Genomic DNA, 15,195 nt, shown 5'->3' with positions numbered 1-15,195 from the left:
ACGGAGTGGTCGATGACGAGCTCGGAGGGGATCAGCGGGTTGATCTTCTGCGGGTCTCCGCCGAGTTCGACCATGGCGTCGCGCATCGCGACCAGGTCGACGACGCAGGGCACGCCGGTGAAGTCCTGCAGCAGCACCCTGGCGGGCGTGTACTGGATCTCGGCCCCGTGTGCGGCTTCCGGATCCCACTCCGCAACGGCCTGCACCTGCCCGGCCGTGACCAGCACGCCATCCTCGTTGCGCAGCAGGTTCTCCAACAGCACTTTCAGGCTGTATGGCAGCCGTTCAGCACCGGGAATCACATCGAGTCGGAAGATCTCGTAGCTGGCGTCGTCGACGATCAGGGAATCGCTCGCGCCGAAACTGTTCTGCATGATCAGCCCTTCACCGGTCACGGCGGGCGGCAGCCAATTGAAAGGACTACGGTCCGCTAAACGGGTACGTGCCCATGCTCTCGCCAGGCATGTGGGGTGTCAACGTCGCGCTCGCGCGGCACGATGGCCGGTCGCCGGGACGCGGTCGCCTGTCAGACGTCAGGTAATTGCTGGTGTGTCGCCACCGCGAGCCGGTTCCAGACGTTGATGGTGGCGACAGCCATCAGCAGGTGCACGATTCCGCGCTGATCGAACTCTTCGGCCACGGCGTTCCAGACCTCATCGGGCACACCATCGTCACCGATTCGTGTCACGGCCTCGGTGAACGCGAACGCGGCTCGCTCCCGATCCGTGAACAGTTCCTGGGCCTCCCGCCACGCGGAGAGCACGTCCAGGCGGCGCTGTTCCTCGCCGGCCTTGCGTGCGTCGCGGGTGTGCATGTCCAGGCAGTACGCACATCCGTTCAACTGGGAGGCACGGATTTTGACAAGCTCGTACAGCTGCGGATCTAGGCCGCTCTCGCGCACATACCGTTCCATCGCAAGGACCGCCTGGTGCGCCGTCGGATCGATGTCGTGGATGTCAAGACGCTCGGTCACGGTCTGCCTGCTTCTCAAGGACGTCGATCGCCAGGGTGGAGTGCGCGTAGGCGCCTCCGGCCCTCATCTCCGCGGCAACCCAGATGGCTTCCATGATCTGTTCGTCTGTGGCGCCAGCGCGGTGTGCCAGGCGCGTGTGGCCCCGAATACAGAACGGGCATTGAGTCGTGTGCGCAACCGCGACCGCGATCAGCTGCTTCGTCTGCTCGGGCAGCGCGCCATCGGCGAAGACCGCTCGACTGAACGCTTCGAACGCGTCATGGATGCTGGGAGCGAGGTCTTTGCGATGCTGAGCGATCTCTGGAGTTGTGGGGTGATAGAGCGAATCGGCCATACGGCGTCTCCTTTCGAATTCCAACGGTGAGCGGCTACGGGGTGCCGCGCATGATCGCCTGTTTGACCTCGGCGATCGCCTGTGTGACCTGGATGCCGCGTGGGCAGCAGTCGGTGCAGTTGAAGATCGTGCGACAGCGCCAGACGCCCTCTTTGTCATTGAGGATCTCCAGATGCACCTTTGCGCCCTCGTCCCGTGAATCGAAGATGAACCGGTGCGCGTTGACGATCGCGGCGGGGCCGAAGTACTGGCCGTCGGTCCAGAACACCGGGCACGAGGAGGTGCACGCCGCGCACAGGATGCACTTCGTGGTGTCGTCGTAGCGTGCTCTTTGCTCGGGCGACTGCAGGCGTTCACGGCCGTTCTCCGGCACGCTGTTCGCGGTGAGGAACGGCTGGATCGCACGGTAGCTGTCGAAGAACGGCTCCATGTCGACGATCAGGTCCTTCTCCAGCGGTAACGCCTTCAGCGCCTCGATGTAGATCGGCTTGGTGACGTCGAGGTCTTTGATGAGCGTCTTGCAGGCGAGCCGGTTGCGGCCGTTGATGCGCATGGCATCCGACCCACAGACGCCGTGCGCGCAGGAACGCCGGAAACTGAGGGTGCCGTCCTGTTCCCATTTGATCTTATGCAGCGCATCGAGAACACGATCGGTGGGATACAGCTCGACGTCGAAGTCTTGCCAGTGCGGTTCATCGTCCGTCTCCGGATCGAACCGGCGGATGATCAGAGTCGCGGTGAACGCCGCGGCTCCTGGTGCCGCTTTCTCCTCGTTCGAATCAGGCGTGTCCATAGGTACCTCCGTGTCTCCCACGCTAACCACGGAGCATCGGGTCGTCGAGGGACCATTGGCCCTGGTCATGCCAGAGAAACCGAGGAGCATGGCGAGAGGTGCTCGCATATGCGGAGCCGGAAATGACGGAGGTTGGGATGCGGAACGTCGCCATTAATGGGCTGGGCAGGATCGGTCGGGCCGCTCTTAAGATTCTCCTCGACGAGGAGGACCTTCGCGTGGTCGCGGTGAACGACATCGCATCCATCGAGAACCTCGCGTACCTCCTCCGGCACGACAGCGTCTACGGGCACTACCGGCACGACGTTCTAGTGCGAGGCGATGACCTTGTCATCGATGCTCAACGGGTCCGCGTGCTCGCCAAGCGGGATCCGGCCGATCTTCCCTGGCACGAGCTGGGCATCGACCTGGTTCTGGAATGCACGGGGAAGTTCACAGACGTCGACGGGTTGATGAAACACGTACGTGCAGGCGCGTCCTTCGTCATCCTCTCGGCGCCCACGAAGGCAGACTCGGTGCCCACCGTCGTCCACGGCGTGAGCCGGCCGGATGGCAGTTCCCAGATCGTCTCCTGTGCCAGTTGCACGACCAACTGCATCACGCCTGTGCTGGAGGTGGCCACGCGGCGGCTGGGAGCACAGCGGGCGATCATGACGACAGTTCATGCGTACACGGCTTCTCAGCACCTGATCGACTCGCCGAGCAAGGACTTTCGGCGTGGCCGCGCCGGCGCCGTGAACCTCGTGCCCGCCAGCACAGGTGCCGCCATAGCCGCCACCCGTGCCCTGCCGGAGATGACGGGACGGTTCGACGGGGTCGCGGTCCGTGCTCCGATTCCCGTCGGGTCTCTCGCGGACATCGTCGTCGTCACCGACCGGCCGGTCACCGTCGATGAGGTCAATGCGACGTTCGACGAAGAAGCACGAACGTCTCGCTACGCCGGCATCCTCGACGTCTCTCGGGATGCACTCGTCTCCTCCGACATTGTTGGCGATCCCCACGCGGCCGTTGTCGACCTGAGTATGACACGAGTTGTGGATGGCACCCTCGTCAAGGTCATGGCCTGGTACGACAACGAGTGGGGATTCACCCATCAGATGGTCCGCGAGGCTCGCAGCCTCCTCGGTCTTCAGGATGCTGCTTGAACCACTTCCCCAGTGGTGCGTTGTGCCGTCTTCACCTCGCCGGCCAGGAGTTCGGCCAATGCGGAGAACTCGATGCCGGCGGGGTCGTCGGGATGGGTGAGAACCACGGGGACGCCCGTGTCACCGCCCTCGCGGAGAGCACGGCTGAGCGGGATCGAGCCGAGCAGGGGAACGGTTGCGCCGCATGCCTGTGACAACCGCGCGCAGACCGCATCGCCGCCGCCTGCACCGAACAGGTCGTCGACGGAGCCGTCGTCCCGGGTCGCGGGCGCCATGTTCTCGATGACGCCGAAAACCCTCTGCCCCGCCTGCCGAGCGAGTGCGCCCGCGCGTTCGGCGACCTCGGCGGCCGCCGGCTGGGGCGTGGTGACGACGATGACGTCGGCGCTGGGCAGCAGCTGACCGAGGGAGAGCGCGATGTCACCGGTGCCCGGTGGCAGGTCGACGAGCAGCACGTCGATGTCGCCGAAATGGACGTCCGTGAGGAACTGCTTGATGGTGCGGTGCAGCATCGGCCCTCGCCAGGCGACGGCGGACGCGTTGTCCTCGAGGAACATGCCGATGGAGATGACACGAACGCCGTGGGCCTCGGGAGGCAGGATCATCCCATCCACTCGGGTGGGGCGAGCGGCGCGACGAATCCCGCCGGTGGTGTCGACTATCCCGAGCAGGCCAGGCACCGAGAACCCGAAAACGTCGGCGTCGACGACCCCGACGATCAGGCCCAGCCGGCTCAACTCGACCGCGAGGTTCGCCGTCACCGTCGACTTGCCGACCCCGCCCTTTCCGCTGGCGATCGCGAAGACGCGCGTGCGGGAGTCCGGTCCGAACGGCACGCCACGGGTCGCGGCCTCGCCGCGCAGCCTCGTCACGAGTGCGGCTCTCTCGGCTGGGCTCATCAGCTGCACCTCGACGTGCACGCCCGCCACTCCGCGCACTCTGCTCACGGCGGATCGCACGTCTTCGGTGATGCGTGCCGAAGCCGGACATCCCGGTGTGGTCAGCTGGATCGTGACGGTCACTCGAGCGAGAGCGTCGACGTCGATGCCTGCCACCATGCCCAACTGGGTGAGCGGGCGGTGCAATTCGGGATCGATCACGTTGCCCAGCGCACCGTGGATGCGCGGCTCGAGATAGGCGAACGGACTGGGCATCCTCGCGCCCTCAGATGCTGAAGCCGAGGGCGCGCATCATGTCGCGGCCATCCTCCGTGATGCGCTCGGGAGTCCAAGCGGGCATCCATACCCAGGAGATCGCGTGGCGTTCCACGACCCCGTTCAGCGCCCACCTGGTCTGCTCGGCGAGATCCTCCTGCAGCGGACACTCCGCGGTCGTCAACGTCATGTAGATCGTCAGCGCGTCGTCGGCGTCGTCCCAGCCGAGCCCGTACACCAGGCCAAGGTCGACCACATTCACACCCAGTTCCGGATCGATGACGTCTTTGAGCGACTCTTCGATCTGTTCACGCACGTCTTCCTCGAGCTCGCTGATCATCGCTGCCCCTCGGCATCGTCGACGGTGACCAGCACATCGCCGTCGACGACATCGACGCCGAAGACGGGTACAGGGTCGGTCGCGGGAAGCGAAAGGGGACGCCCCGTGGCCAGATCGAACGTGGCGCCGTGCGCCCAACATTCGATGTGCCCGCCTTCGACGAAGCCCTCGGACAGCGAGATCTCGGCGTGCGAGCACGTGTCCCCGAGGGCGTGCAGCCGGCCGTCGGCGTCTTTGACGATGATGACGGGGATCCCGTCGACCATTGCCTTGAACGGGAGCCCTGAACTCAACTCTGCCTCTCGGCACACCTTGGCTGACATGGTTCCATGGTAGATAATAAAACGGAGAATAATCCTGTTAATTATCCGAAGCTTCGAACCGGGAGGTCGCCATGACCTATGTGATCGGCGCGGCGTGCATCGACGTGATGGACCGCGCATGCGTTGACGAGTGCCCCGTCGACTGCATCTACGAGGGCGGCAGAACGCTGTACATCCACCCGGACGAGTGTGTCGACTGCGGTGCCTGCGAGCCGGTGTGCCCGGTGGAGGCGATCGCGTACGAGGACGACGTTCCGGACCGATGGAGCGTGTTCGTCGACGACAACGCCCGGTTCTTCGCCGAGCCGCTGCCGGGCATCCTCGCGCCCATCGGATCGCCGGGAGGCGCCGCGAAGCTGGGTCCGTTCGGCGTGGACACGCCGCTCGTCACCGGCTACCCGCCACTGGCCGAACGCGACGACACCCGCGACAATCGAGCGGGGTTCCGGGCGTGAGCGCGGGAGGCGTGCCGCGGATCACTCTGGGCGCGGCTCTGGAGGCCGAGCATCGCGAGATCGATGGCGGGATCGAGCGCTTTCTCGACACGCTTCGGCAGGGCGCGCCCGACACGGAGTCGCTGCTGCGTGCGATGGGAGGTCTGCGCAGGCACATCTACCTGGAGGAGGCGTTCCTCTTTCCGCCGTTGAAGGATGCCGGCATGACGATGCCCGTCTTCGTCATGCTGCGCGAGCACGGTGAGCTGTGGCGCGCGATGGACGGCATCGACGCGTTGCTCGGCGACGCCCAGGACGAGGATGCCGCAGGGCGGTCCGCCGTCGAGCTGCTCTCCCTGCTCGACAAGCACAACTCCAAGGAGGAGCCGATCATCTACACGAAGGCGGACGAGGTGCTCGACGCCGACGCGAGTGCCGAGCTCCGGATCTTCCTCACCGATGGCGAGCTCCCCGATGGGTGGGTGTGCTCGGGTGCTCACACGTAACGCTGGGATGACGGCATCCGAGCAATTCATTGCCGAGCGATCGCTTCCTGGGACGAATCCTGATGGGACCAATGACCCTGGCCTCCGGGACCCGGCAGGCAGAGGTTGTCAACAGGGATGTCACATCGGGAAGGGGCGAGATGAAAGCGCTCGTCATCTATGAGACCAGCTTCGGCAACACGGGCCGGATCGCCCAGGCGATCGCCGAGGGGTTGAGCGAACACGGAACGGTCGAACTCGATAACGTCACGGATGCGAAGCCTGCGGTTCCCGACGGCATCGATCTCCTTGTCGTAGGCGGCCCGACCCACGTCTTCTCGATGTCCCGTGCGTCGACGCGGGAAGAAGTGGGTCGCCGTCAGGGCCGCAGTGACGGGGCCGACCGCGGAATCAGAGACTGGTTGAGCGGACTCAACGAGGGTGATCATCCGCAGACATTCGCTGCCTTCGACACTCGTATGGACGTGTTCCCGTTGACCGGAAGCGCCGCCAAGGTGGCCACGCGTGCCGCCAGACATCTCGGATTCGCCGTGACGGAGCCCAACAGCTTCGTCGTCGACTCATACGAGGGGCCTCTGCGCCCCGGCGAGATCGAACGAGCTCGCGCATGGGGAGCCGAACTCGCCAGACAGGCAGCACGGGAATGATGAAGGGTCGTCGCATGCCAAAAGCAGCCGAACAGGCGGTACACACACTCACGCCGGACGAGTGCTGGGATCTGCTCGAGGGCCAGAGCCTCGGCCGACTCGCGATCGCAGCCGAACGGGTGGAGATCTACCCCGTGAACTTCCTCGTTCAAGACCGTTCCATCGTTTTCGCAAGCGGCCCCGGTTCGAAACTCATGGAGATCGCTCAGGACCCGAGCGTCGCATTCGAAGTCGACGGCGAGGTCGGCGACGATCTCTGGAGCGTCGTCATCCACGGCCGCGCGGAGCGGATGGCATTCGACGCGGACATCGAGAGTTCCGGCATCCTTCAACACAAGGGCTGGCATCCCACCGACAAGTTCAGCTACGTGCGCATCAGTCCGCTTCAGATCACGGGACGACGTTTCCGTCGGCGAGAGTCGTCGTAGTCGCCTGGCCGCGGCGCAGGCGTCGCGGCCCTGGTGTCGAGTATCCTGGCGGCCAGGAGGCGGCAACGATGGCGAATCCCGACAGCGAGACCCTCGAACCGCTGCCGAACGGGCGCGTGGGAGCGTGGCTGGCGACATTCGATCCCGGGTACTTCGCCGCCGTGATGGCGACGGGAATCGTGTCCGTCGGCGCTGAACTGCTCGGTTTCATCCTCATCGCTCGCATACTCCTGGTCTGCACGATCATCGCGTTCATCGTGCTCGGCACTGCTTACATTGCTCGTGCGATCCGCTTTCCACGACGCTTCACGCAGTCTCTGGTCAACCCGAACACGGCAGTCACGTACTTCACCCTCGTTGCCGGCACCAATGTGCTCGGAGTCGCTCTACTGCCCCTCGGAGTCTGGGTCGTCTCACTTCTGCTGGGGCTTGTTGCGTTCGCGATCTGGCTCGTTCTGACCTACGGACTGTTCTGCTCGATAGTCCTGGCGGGGAACCGGCCACGGCTGCGCGAGATCAACGGGATCTGGCTCGTCTGGGTGGTCGGCACACAGTCGGTTGCGGTGCTGGCCACGGCTCTTGCACCGTCGGTGCCGCAACGGTCGGCTCAGCAGGTCCTCGAGGTGACGGGGCTGCTGTTCTGGGGCGTGGGCGCGGTGCTCTACCTGGTGCTGGTGATCATCATCTTCCTGCGGTTGCTGACGATCGAGACGACACCGGCCGAGATGGGTCCGGCGTATTGGATTCTGATGGGAGCCACCGCGATCAGCGTGCGCGCCGCCGCAGGCATCCTGGCAGTGACCTCGACCCTCCCGATGCCGCCGCTGGACGAGATGCGTCCCTTCATCATCGGCTTCTCGGTCGTGCTCTGGGCATTCGGCAGCTGGTTCATTCCAATGCTGGTGCTCTTCGGCCTCTGGCGATACTTCGTCCACGGATACCCGTGGAGCTACGAACCCAAGATCTGGAGCGTCGTGTTCCCGCTCGGCATGTACACGGTGGCATCGCTCACTCTGGGCAGGGCCATCGACTTCGAGTTCATGGTCCAGCTCGCCACGGTCTGGGTCTGGATCGGCGTCGGAGCCTGGTGTCTGGTCGTCGTCCTGATGGTGCTGGCGCTCGTCGGGTCGCTCAGGAGCGGTCACACACCGGATGCCCGGGGCTGAGGCGCCTCAACGACGCCGTCGCGACTCCCGGTCCAGAGTGCCGACGGGCACCCATGCTCTGCTGCTGGCGGAACGGGTCGAGGCGGGTGCGGTCTTGTCGCGCGAGCGATAGACGATGTACGGCCGGAACAGGTAGTGGATCGGGGCCGTGAACGCGTGCACCAGCCGAGTGAACGGCCAGATCGCGAACAGCAGCATGCCGACCAGGGTGTGCAGATGGTAGTCCCACGGGGCTGCAGCCATCGAGGCGATGTCGGGCTGAAAGATGAAGAGCGAACGGAACCACGGCGACACCGTCTCCCGATAGTTCTGGTCGGCACCACCGAACGCCGCGCTCGCCAGTGTGGTCCAGAGTCCGGCCAGGAGTGCGGCGACCAGTACGACGTACATCATCTTGTCGTTCTTGGTGGTGGCCATGAAGACCGGGCCGGTCGTTCGCCGCCGGTAGATGAGCAGCGCGATGCCGCCCAGCGTGCACACGCCGGCGATACCGCCGACCAGCAGTGCGTTGAAGTGGTAGAGGCCCTCGCTCATGCCGAACGCCTGGGTCCACGACTCCGGGATGACCAGCCCGAAGAAGTGTCCAGCGACGACGGCGAGGATGCCGAAGTGGAACACCGGAGAGGCGATCCGCAGGATTCTCGACTCGTAGAGCTGCGACGATCTCGTCGTCCAGCCGAACTGGTCGTAGCGGTATCGCCAGATGAGCCCGCCGACGAGGATCACCATCATCACGTAGGGCAGCACGCCCCACAGCAGCACGTTGACCGCGAGCACCTTCCATCACACCCCTCTCAGCGGTAGTAGTCGTGGATCGTAGGGTTCGAGCCCGACCGACTCGGTCGGCGGTCCGTACCCGGCAAGCTTCATGACAGCATTGCGATCAGCGGGCGACTCTCCGGGGAGAGTGGCGCAGACCGCGGCGACCGCGCCTGAATGCGGAAGCCCGGCATCCACGAGCGCCAGGCGAAGGAGTTCGAGGCTCGGCCGGAACCGGATCAGGAGCTCGCGCCCGGCGTCGAGATCCACCGTGGCGGCGAACTCGAGCACCATCGGCAGGTAGTCGGGCAGTTCGCCGTGCGTATCGACGAGCACGTCGTGCTGGCGATACGTCTGCTTGAAGTCGGCGAGAACGTCACCACGACGGCGGGTGTCGCCGTCGGTCCAGTACGAGAGATGCAGCGCGTGCCGCCTGCTGAGGTCGAACTCCTGTACATACTGCGCTTGCAGGTCGGCCAGTGGCGTGTCCTCCAGTGCCGCCAGCACGGGCTCGAACGGTGAACCGGCATCCGGGAACTCGGCGAGCGCGGCTCGCATCAGCGGGATGCGCCCGACCAGCTTCTCGGAGGGATAGGACAGAGCCCACGAGGATGCGAGATACACGACTCGCGTGCGCTTGTCGTCGCGTGCCCGTTTCACCGTACGCCGTCCTCATCGGCAGGAGACGGCGGCGCCTCCTGCGGCTCCGTACGCGGGCGGTTCGGAAACATTCCCGCCGGGACCCCGTTGCCGTCCCAATTCAGCAGATTGACGCGTCCGCGCAGGCTGCCGCCGCCGGCCATCGTGTCCGTGGTCTGGCGTTGCTGCAGCGCCTGGAAGGTCTCGACCGCGACCGGCGTCGGAGTGCCGCTGGCCTCGCCGAACGGCGAGTCCTGCATGCCGGGGCCGCCGTCGAAGTCCAGCGAGCATCCCATCTCCTCGAGGTCGTGTGCTTGCTCGACGTGCGCGGTCGGGATGACGTACCGCTCGCTGTACTTCGCGATGGCCATCAGCCGGTACATGGCGTACATGGACTCCTCGTCCATGCCGACGGCCGCCGGGATGTCGGGGTTCGGCGCGTCGCCCATGCTGATGTCGCGCATGTAGGAGCGCATGGCCGCGAGCTTCTTGAGCACGTTCGCGATCCGGGTGGTGTCGCCTGCGGTGAACAGTTCGGCCAGGTACTCGACGGGGATGCGGAGCTCGTCGATGGCGCCGAAGAGGTTGCCGTGGTCCTCGGCATCGTGACCCTGCTCCTTGAGCAGGTCGACGACGGGTGACAACGGTGGCACGTACCAGACCATCGGCATGGTGCGGTACTCCGGATGCAGCGGGAGTGCCACCTTGTACACCTTGGCGAGCGCGTACACCGGCGAGCGCTGGGCCGCGTCGATCCACTCCTCGGGGATGTCCTGCTCGCGCGCCGCCGCGATCACGGCCGGGTCGTTCGGGTCGAGCAGCACATCGAGCTGCGACTCGTAGAGGTCCTTCTCGTCGCGGGCGGATGCCGCCTCGGTGACGCGGTCGGCGTCGTACAGGAAGAGGCCGAGGTACCGCAGCCGACCGACGCAGGTCTCCGAGCAGACGGTCGGCAGCCCGACCTCGATGCGGGGATAGCAGAACGTGCACTTCTCGGCCTTGCCGGTCTTGTGGTTGAAGTACATCTTCTTGTACGGGCATCCGGTGATGCACTTGCGCCAGCCCCTGCAGCGGTCCTGGTCGACGAGAACGATCCCGTCTTCCACCCGCTTGTAGATGGCGCCGGAGGGGCAGGATGCCATGCACGACGGGTTCAGGCAGTGCTCGCAGATGCGGGGCAGGTAGAACATGAAGGTCTGCTCGAACTCGAACTTGATCCGGTCCTCCGACTCCTTGCGCACCTTCTCCACGATGGGGTCGAGGTGCCCGCGCTCGACGGTGCCGCCGAGGTCGTCGTCCCAGTTCGCCGACCACGTGACCTTCGTGTCCTCCCCCGTGATCAGCGACTTCGGCCGAGCGACGGGGAAGTCGTCTCCGAGAGGCGCGGCGAAGAGGTTGTTGTAGTCGTAGGTCCAGGGCTCGTAGTAATCGGCCAGCTCCGGCTGCACCGGGCTCGCGAAGATGCCGAGCAGATTCTTCACGCGACCGCCCGCCTTCAGCTTCAGTCGCCCGCGCTGATTCAGCTGCCAGCCTCCGCGCCACCGTTCCTGGTCCTCGTAGCGGCGCGGGTAACCCTGGCCGGGACGTGTCTCCACGTTGTTGAACCACACGTATTCCGTGCCTGCGCGGTTCGTCCACGCCTGTTTGCAGGTGACCGAACAGGTGTGGCATCCGATGCACTTGTCGAGGTTCATCACCATGCTCATCTGAGCCATCACGCGCATCAGTACTGCACCTCCTGTGAACGGCGCCGGATTCTCGTGACGTTGTCCCGTTGATTGCCGGTGGGGCCGAGGTAATTGAACGCGTACGCGAGCTGGCCGTACGCGCCGATCATCTGCGTCGGCTTCACCAGTAGCCTCGTGATCGAGTTGTGGATGCCGCCACGACGGCCGGTCGCCTCCGACTTCGGAACGTCGATGGTGCGCTCCTGAGCGTGATAGACGTACGCGACCCCGTCGGGCATGCGATGACTGACGATGGCGCGCCCGACGAACACACCGTTGTTGTTCACGCACTCGACCCAGTCGTTGTCGGCGACCCCGATCGAGCCGGCGTCGCCCGGGCTCATCCACACTGTGGGACCCCCGCGGGAGAGCGAGAGCATCAGCAGGTTGTCCTGGTACTCCGAGTGGATGGACCACTTCGAGTGCGGCGTCAGGTAGCGCACCACGATCTCGCGCGACCCGTCTGGGCCGAACTCGGGTTCGCCGAAAAGCCGCTGCATGTTGAGCGGCGGCCGATAGATCGGCAAGGACTCACCGACATCCCGCATCCAGTCGTGGTCGAGGAAGAAGTGCATGCGCCCGGTGAGCGTGTGCCACGGCTTCAGCCGCTCGACGTTGACGGTGAACGGCGAATAGCGACGGCCGCCGGTCTCCGATCCGGACCACTCCGGCGACGTGATGACGGGCTTCGGACCCTCTTGGGTCTCCTTGAAGGTGATGCGTTTCTCCTCGGAGCCCTCGGCGAGATCCGCCAGCTGCCGGCCCGTCCTCTTCTCCAGCTCACGGAACCCCTGCGCGGCCAGGCGTCCGTTGGTGGTTCCGGAGAAGCTGAGGATCGCCTCGGCGAGCTTCTGGTCCGTGTCGATGGCGGGGCGTCCTGCGCCGGCGCCACTGGGCATGACCCCGTTCATGCGCGCGAGGCGTTCGACATCGCGCTTCACGTCGTACGTCACGTTCTTCACGGTGAAACCGAGCGTGTCGGCGAGAGGGCCGATGGTCGCCAGCTTGTCCGCGATCGCGGTGTAGTCGCGCTCGACGACGTTCACGAGCGGCATGTTCTGCCCGGGTACACCCGTGATGCCGTCGTCTCGCCAGTCACGCACGACCCCACCGGGCTGCGAGACCTGGCCGCGCGTGTCGTGCTGCATCGCTCCGGTGACGAGGTCCCGCCGCACACCGAGGTGTGTCTTCGCCTGCCGTGAGATCTCGGCCGCGAGCTGGTGGAACATCTCGAAGTCGGACTTCGTCTGCCACGGCGGATCGATCGCCGGCGTGAACGCGTGCACGAAGGGATGCATGTCGGTCGAGGAGAGGTCGTGCTTCTCGTACCAGGTGGCGGCGGGAAAGACGATGTCCGACAGCAGCGTGCTCGAGGTCATGCGGAAGTCTGCGGTGACGAGCAGGTCGAGCTTGCCTTCCGGAGCATCCTCGTGCCATTTCACGTCGGTCGGGCGGATGCCGCCGGACGGGTCATCGGCCATGACGTTGTTGTGGGTGCCCAGCAGGTTGCGCAGGAAGTACTCGTTACCCTTGGCGGAGGACCCGAACAGGTTGGAACGCCAGAGGATGAGGGTGCGCGGCCAGTTCTCCGGCGCGTCGACGTCTTCGATGGCCGAGCCGAGCCGGCCGCTCTGGAGCTCCTCGGCGACATAGGATGCGACATCCGTCGCCTTGCCCTCCGCGACCGCCCGCTCCGCCTCGTCGGCGACCTCGAGCGGGTTCCGGTCGAACTGCGGGTAGAACGGCATCCAACCGAGGCGCACGGCCTGCGCCATCGCGTCGGCCGTGTGCATGCCGTCGAGGCTGCCGGAGGACAGCGGCGAGGTGAGGGCGTCGGCCGAGTAGGAGTCTTGCCGCCACTGGTCCGTGTGCATGTACCAATACGCAGTGCCGGGAGTCGTGCGGGGCGGACGCGTCCAGTCGAGCGCGTTCGCGAGCCCGTTCCAGCCGGTCAGCGGACGGATCTTCTCCTGCCCGACGTAGTGCGCCCAGCCGCCACCGTTACGACCCATGCAACCGGTCAGCATGAGCATCGCGAGTACCGCACGATACGTCGCATCACCGTGGAACCACTGGCAGATGCCGGAGCCCATGATGATCATCGAGCGCCCGCCGGACCGTTCGGCGTTCTGCGCGAACTCGCGGGCGACACGGATGCACGCCTCGGCCGGAACGCTCGTGATCTCCTCCTGCCACGCCGGCGTGTACGCGGTTTCGACATCGTCGTACCCGGTCGCCCAGTCGCCCGGCAGACCCGGTCGACCGACGCCGTACTGCGCCAGCATGAGGTCGAACACCGTCGTGACGAGCTCGCCGCGGATGGTGCGAACCGGGACCCCGCGCCGCAGCACGCGACCCCTGCCCTCCGGATCGTCAAAGCACGGCAGCAGAACCTCGGCCGTGGTGTGATCAGCGGTGTCAGCCATCGAGAGCGCTGGATGGATGCCGGCGAGGTCGAGGTTCCATTTGCCGATGCCGCTGTCGTTGTAGCGGAAGCCCATGGACCCGTTCGGGACGACCGGCCGGTTGGTCTCGTGGTCGAACAGCACCGTCCGGAACGCGGCGTCTTCGGCGCCTGCTTCCTCAGGCAGGTCGGCTGCGGTGAGGAATTTGCCGGGAACCAGGCCGTCGTCCGGCCGCTGCTCGAGCCGCACGAGGAACGGGAGATCGGTGTACTGGCGCACGTAGTCCGCGAAGAACGGCACGCGCCGGTCGACGAAGAACTCCTTCAGGATGACGTGCCCCATCGCCATCGCGAGCGCCGCGTCGGTGCCGGCCTGTGCCGGCAGCCACTCATCGGCGAACTTCGTGTTGTCGGCGTAGTCAGGGCTGACCGAGACCACCTTGGTGCCCTTGTAACGCACCTCGGTCATGAAGTGCGCATCGGGAGTGCGGGTGACCGGCACGTTCGAGCCCCACATCATGAGGTAAGTCGAGTCCCACCAGTCGCCCGACTCCGGCACGTCGGTCTGGTCGCCGAAGACCTGAGGGCTGGCGACCGGCAGGTCGGCGTACCAGTCGTAGAACGAGGTCATCACACCGCCGAGAAGGTGGATGAAACGGGTGCCTACTGCATGCGAGACGATCGACATCGCCGGGATGGGCGAGAAGCCGGCCACTCGGTCCGGCCCATACGTCTTGATCGTGTGCACGTGCGCGGCGGCGGCGATCTCGATCGCCTCCTGCCACGTGATGCGCACGAGCCCGCCCGACCCGCGTGCCCGCTGGTACCGACGCCGGCGCTCCGGGTCGCCCACGACATCCGCCCAGGCCAGCACCGGGTCGCCCAGCCGTGTCTTCGCCTCGCGGTACATCTCCAGCAGCACGCCGCGCCCGTAGGGGAACCGCACGCGGGTCGGCGAGTACGTGTACCAGGAGAACGCGGCGCCACGCGGGCATCCGCGCGGCTCGTACTCCGGGCTGTCCGGCCCGACGGACGGATAGTCGGTCTGCTGCGACTCCCACGTGATGATGCCGTCTTTGACGTAGATCTTCCACGAGCACGAGCCGGTGCAGTTCACCCCGTGCGTGGAGCGGACCACCTTGTCGTGACTCCACCGGTCGCGGTAGAAGACGTCCCCCTTGCGGCCGCCCTCACGGAACACGGCCCGACGGTCATCCGTCTCATCCCATCGAGTGAAGAACTCGCCGAGCTTCAGCATCGCATCGGACGCCGGCCCGTCCAGCCCCGCCCGCACTGGCGCAGCATTCATGCCGCCACCCTAGAACCGACCGGAGCGCTATGCCAGTGTCCCGCACCGGTATGGGCCGTGGTGCGTTGGCATGCGCCACACGAATCGGCTTCCGCCACAGGAAAAACGTGTAGC

17 protein-coding genes are annotated in these 15,195 nt (G+C 65.7%); 6 read left to right on the top strand and 11 right to left on the bottom strand.

The window, feature by feature from the left end; genetic code table 11:
• From ACTHNC_RS11525 to ACTHNC_RS11510, 4 genes are all read right to left on the bottom strand, one after another.
• The coding region (locus ACTHNC_RS11525; protein WP_440294746.1) for an aconitase family protein at window positions 1–374 on the bottom strand (374 nt) is incomplete at its 3' end.
• 152 nt (window positions 375–526) lie between these two features.
• Entirely contained in the window at window positions 527–973 is a 447-nt protein-coding gene (locus ACTHNC_RS11520; RefSeq protein WP_440294745.1) for a carboxymuconolactone decarboxylase family protein, read from the bottom strand.
• A complete protein-coding gene (locus ACTHNC_RS11515; protein WP_440294744.1) occupies window positions 957–1,307 on the bottom strand; it encodes a carboxymuconolactone decarboxylase family protein in 351 nt (116 codons plus the stop codon). Before ACTHNC_RS11515 ends, ACTHNC_RS11520 begins: the two co-directional genes overlap by 17 nt.
• Window positions 1,308–1,341: 34 nt before the next feature.
• Complete coding sequence (locus ACTHNC_RS11510) at window positions 1,342–2,100, bottom strand: succinate dehydrogenase iron-sulfur subunit (protein ID WP_440294743.1); 759 nt, start codon at window positions 2,098–2,100, stop codon at window positions 1,342–1,344.
• A 137-nt stretch (window positions 2,101–2,237) separates the two neighbouring features.
• On the opposite strand from ACTHNC_RS11510, the gene gap reads away from it, so the two are divergent.
• Window positions 2,238–3,245 carry a type I glyceraldehyde-3-phosphate dehydrogenase gene (gene gap, locus ACTHNC_RS11505; protein WP_440294742.1) on the top strand — a complete coding sequence of 336 codons (1,008 nt, stop codon included), beginning with the start codon at window positions 2,238–2,240 and terminating at the stop codon, window positions 3,243–3,245.
• Here the strand turns inward: gap and ACTHNC_RS11500 are convergent.
• From ACTHNC_RS11500 to ACTHNC_RS11490, 3 genes are read right to left on the bottom strand one after another with little or no spacing between them, the layout of a single operon-like run.
• Window positions 3,230–4,399: an Mrp/NBP35 family ATP-binding protein gene (locus ACTHNC_RS11500; RefSeq protein WP_440294741.1), complete on the bottom strand. Its 1,170-nt coding sequence runs from the start codon at window positions 4,397–4,399 to the stop codon at window positions 3,230–3,232. The genes gap and ACTHNC_RS11500 overlap by 16 nt on opposite strands.
• A 10-nt stretch (window positions 4,400–4,409) precedes the next feature.
• The gene (locus tag ACTHNC_RS11495; protein ID WP_440294740.1) at window positions 4,410–4,739 is read right to left on the bottom strand and encodes a metal-sulfur cluster assembly factor; all 330 of its coding nucleotides are present in this window, start codon (window positions 4,737–4,739) and stop codon (window positions 4,410–4,412) included.
• Window positions 4,736–5,062, bottom strand: coding sequence for a non-heme iron oxygenase ferredoxin subunit (locus ACTHNC_RS11490; protein WP_440294739.1), 327 nt, complete (start codon window positions 5,060–5,062; stop codon window positions 4,736–4,738). Before ACTHNC_RS11490 ends, ACTHNC_RS11495 begins: the two co-directional genes overlap by 4 nt.
• Window positions 5,063–5,133: 71 nt before the next feature.
• On the opposite strand from ACTHNC_RS11490, the gene fdxA reads away from it, so the two are divergent.
• From fdxA to ACTHNC_RS11465, 5 genes are all read left to right on the top strand, one after another.
• Complete coding sequence (gene fdxA, locus ACTHNC_RS11485; RefSeq protein WP_440294738.1) at window positions 5,134–5,517, top strand: ferredoxin; 384 nt, start codon at window positions 5,134–5,136, stop codon at window positions 5,515–5,517.
• Window positions 5,514–6,002 carry a hemerythrin domain-containing protein gene (locus tag ACTHNC_RS11480; protein ID WP_440294737.1) on the top strand — a complete coding sequence of 163 codons (489 nt, stop codon included), beginning with the start codon at window positions 5,514–5,516 and terminating at the stop codon, window positions 6,000–6,002. The genes fdxA and ACTHNC_RS11480 overlap by 4 nt, the downstream gene beginning before the upstream one ends.
• 140 nt (window positions 6,003–6,142) lie before the next feature.
• Complete coding sequence (locus ACTHNC_RS11475; RefSeq protein WP_440294736.1) at window positions 6,143–6,649, top strand: flavodoxin family protein; 507 nt, start codon at window positions 6,143–6,145, stop codon at window positions 6,647–6,649.
• A 14-nt stretch (window positions 6,650–6,663) separates the two neighbouring features.
• Window positions 6,664–7,077 (top strand): pyridoxamine 5'-phosphate oxidase family protein, encoded by a 414-nt coding sequence (locus ACTHNC_RS11470; RefSeq protein WP_440294735.1) that lies wholly within the window; start codon window positions 6,664–6,666, stop codon window positions 7,075–7,077.
• 68 nt (window positions 7,078–7,145) lie between these two features.
• A complete protein-coding gene (locus ACTHNC_RS11465) occupies window positions 7,146–8,243 on the top strand; it encodes a tellurite resistance/C4-dicarboxylate transporter family protein (protein WP_440294734.1) in 1,098 nt (365 codons plus the stop codon).
• Window positions 8,244–8,249: 6 nt separating this feature from the next.
• Here ACTHNC_RS11465 and narI read toward each other — a convergent pair whose 3' ends face one another.
• The 4 genes from narI to ACTHNC_RS11445 are packed head-to-tail and all read right to left on the bottom strand — an operon-like array spanning window position 8,250 to window position 15,081.
• On the bottom strand, window positions 8,250–9,020 hold the full coding sequence (gene narI, locus ACTHNC_RS11460) for a respiratory nitrate reductase subunit gamma (protein WP_440294733.1): 771 nt from the start codon (window positions 9,018–9,020) through the stop codon (window positions 8,250–8,252).
• A gap of 6 nt (window positions 9,021–9,026) precedes the next feature.
• Window positions 9,027–9,662, bottom strand: coding sequence for a nitrate reductase molybdenum cofactor assembly chaperone (narJ, locus tag ACTHNC_RS11455; protein ID WP_440294732.1), 636 nt, complete (start codon window positions 9,660–9,662; stop codon window positions 9,027–9,029).
• Window positions 9,659–11,365: a nitrate reductase subunit beta gene (gene narH, locus ACTHNC_RS11450; protein ID WP_440294731.1), complete on the bottom strand. Its 1,707-nt coding sequence runs from the start codon at window positions 11,363–11,365 to the stop codon at window positions 9,659–9,661. Before narH ends, narJ begins: the two co-directional genes overlap by 4 nt.
• Window positions 11,365–15,081, bottom strand: coding sequence for a nitrate reductase subunit alpha (locus ACTHNC_RS11445; RefSeq protein ID WP_440294730.1), 3,717 nt, complete (start codon window positions 15,079–15,081; stop codon window positions 11,365–11,367). The genes narH and ACTHNC_RS11445 overlap by 1 nt, the downstream gene beginning before the upstream one ends.
• Between the last annotated feature and the right edge of the window lie 114 nt (window positions 15,082–15,195).

It is taken from the genome of Humibacter sp., from assembly GCF_051954055.1.
GTDB lineage: Bacteria > Actinomycetota > Actinomycetes > Actinomycetales > Microbacteriaceae > Humibacter.
The sequence above is the reverse complement of the archived record's forward strand: the minus strand, read 5'-3'. Positions and strand labels throughout refer to the sequence as shown.

Bases quoted from the DNA above. Each gene is read 5' to 3' on its own strand.
- ACTHNC_RS11515 (WP_440294744.1), bottom strand. From the start codon at position 1,307: ATGGCCGATTCGCTCTATCACCCCACAACTCCAGAGATCGCTCAGCAT.
- ACTHNC_RS11510 (WP_440294743.1), bottom strand. From the start codon at position 2,100: ATGGACACGCCTGATTCGAACGAGGAGAAAGCGGCACCAGGAGCCGCG.
- gap (WP_440294742.1), top strand. From the start codon at position 2,238: ATGCGGAACGTCGCCATTAATGGGCTGGGCAGGATCGGTCGGGCCGCT.
- ACTHNC_RS11500 (WP_440294741.1), bottom strand. From the start codon at position 4,399: ATGCCCAGTCCGTTCGCCTATCTCGAGCCGCGCATCCACGGTGCGCTG.
- ACTHNC_RS11495 (WP_440294740.1), bottom strand. From the start codon at position 4,739: ATGATCAGCGAGCTCGAGGAAGACGTGCGTGAACAGATCGAAGAGTCG.
- ACTHNC_RS11490 (WP_440294739.1), bottom strand. From the start codon at position 5,062: ATGTCAGCCAAGGTGTGCCGAGAGGCAGAGTTGAGTTCAGGGCTCCCG.
- fdxA (WP_440294738.1), top strand. From the start codon at position 5,134: ATGACCTATGTGATCGGCGCGGCGTGCATCGACGTGATGGACCGCGCA.
- ACTHNC_RS11475 (WP_440294736.1), top strand. From the start codon at position 6,143: ATGAAAGCGCTCGTCATCTATGAGACCAGCTTCGGCAACACGGGCCGG.
- ACTHNC_RS11470 (WP_440294735.1), top strand. From the start codon at position 6,664: ATGCCAAAAGCAGCCGAACAGGCGGTACACACACTCACGCCGGACGAG.
- ACTHNC_RS11465 (WP_440294734.1), top strand. From the start codon at position 7,146: ATGGCGAATCCCGACAGCGAGACCCTCGAACCGCTGCCGAACGGGCGC.
- narH (WP_440294731.1), bottom strand. From the start codon at position 11,365: ATGCGCGTGATGGCTCAGATGAGCATGGTGATGAACCTCGACAAGTGC.
- ACTHNC_RS11445 (WP_440294730.1), bottom strand. From the start codon at position 15,081: ATGAATGCTGCGCCAGTGCGGGCGGGGCTGGACGGGCCGGCGTCCGAT.